The organism is Streptomyces sp. NPDC048288 (assembly GCF_043201555.1).
GTDB lineage: Bacteria > Actinomycetota > Actinomycetes > Streptomycetales > Streptomycetaceae > Streptomyces.
In genome coordinates this window covers 1-1574 of the sequence record NZ_JBICZD010000038.1, presented here as the reverse complement: position 1 = coordinate 1574, position 1574 = coordinate 1, and the positions used below count along the sequence as shown (strand labels likewise).

General features: G+C 73.2%; 1 protein-coding gene. It reads left to right on the top strand.

All coding sequences use genetic code 11. The features are described from left to right. Nucleotides 1–25 precede the first annotated feature (25 nt). Nucleotides 26–1574 (top strand): condensation domain-containing protein (locus tag ACGFZS_RS49710; protein WP_393800830.1); only part of this gene is annotated, 1549 nt, incomplete at its 3' end.

The window sequence follows — 1574 nt, the reverse complement described above, 5'->3', positions numbered from 1 at the left end:
CGGTGAGGTGCCGTGGACGCCGTTGATGAGGTCGATGGGTGAGGACGTGCTGCGGCCCGGTTTCGCGCAGTGGACGGTGATCGGTGCGCCGGCCGGGCTGGGTGTGGATGTGCTGGCGTCAGGCGTGGAGGCGCTGCTGCGGGCTCACGGGATGCTGCGGGCCCGGGCCGGGGATGACGAGGTGTTGGTGGTTCCGGAGGTGGGTGAGGTCGATGTGTCCGGGCTGGTGGCTCGGGTGGATGCCGCAGGGGTTGCTGAGGGTGGGTTGGACCGGGTGGCGGTGGATGCCGCTCGGGAGGCGGTGACGCGGTTGGATCCGGCGGCCGGGGTGATGGTGCAGGTGGTGTGGGTGGATGCCGGGCCGGGCCGGGTCGGTCGGCTTGTGCTGGCGGCTCATCATCTGGCGGTCGACGGGGTGTCGTGGCGCGTCCTGGTTCCCGACCTGCAGAACGCGTGCGAGGCAGCGGCCGCGGGCCGGCGGCCGGACCTCGCACCGGCGCCGACTTCGTTCCGTGCCTGGGCGGAGGGACTGCGGCGGGCCGCACAGAGTCCGGCGCGGGTGGGCGAGTTGGACGCCTGGGTCGACATGGCCGCCGGGACGACCGGCGGCGGGGAACCGCTGATCGGCCACCGTCCGCTGGACCCGGTGACCGACACGGTCGCGACGCTGCGCCACCGTACTTGGTCGGTACCGGTGGGTGAGGCCGCGGTGCTCGTCGGCGACGTGCCGGGGGTCTTCCACTGCGGGTTGCACGAGGTGTTGTTGGCGACGTTGGCCGGTGCGGTGGCGGGCCGGCGTACGCGGTCGGCTGTGCCGGGTGGGTTCCTGGTGGAGGTCGAGGGCCACGGGCGTGAGCCGTTGTCGGAGGGCATGGACCTGTCGCGGACGGTGGGCTGGTTCACGGCGGCCCACCCGGTCCGCGTCGATGCCTTCGGCGTGGATCTGGCGGAGGCCACGGCCGGTGGTGCGGCGGCCGGCGACCTGCTCAAGCGGGTGAAGGAGCAGGTGCGGGCGGTGCCCGGGGACGGGCTGGGCCATGGCCTGCTGCGTCACCTGAACCCGGAGACAGGGCCGGTGTTGGAGGCCCTGCCGGTGCCGCAGGTCGGGTTCAACTATCTGGGCCGGTTCGCGGCCGCCGGTGGTGCCGAGCCGGGCCTGGTCGAGCCTTGGCAGACGGCCGGGGACACGGCCGTCGGTGGCGCTGCCGATCCGGGGATGCCGGTGCTGCACGCGCTCGCTGCGGGTGCCGTGGTCGCGGACACCGCGAGTGGCCCGGAGCTGACGCTCACCCTGAGCTGGCCCGCCGCGCTCCTGGACGAAACCGACGTGGAGGAGGTGGGCCGGGCCTGGCTCGGGCTGTTGAACGGCCTCGCCGCGCACACCGCCGGTCCCCAGGCCGGCGGTCACACCCCCTCCGACTTCTCGCTGGTTTCCCTCTCCCAGGAGGGTGTGGAGGAGCTGGAGTCGGCGGTGCCCGCTCTGGAGGATGTGTGGTCGCTGTCCCCGCTCCAGGAGGGTCTGCTGTTCCACGCGTCTCTCGATGACGGCGCTGGGGCGGATGTGTATGCAGGTC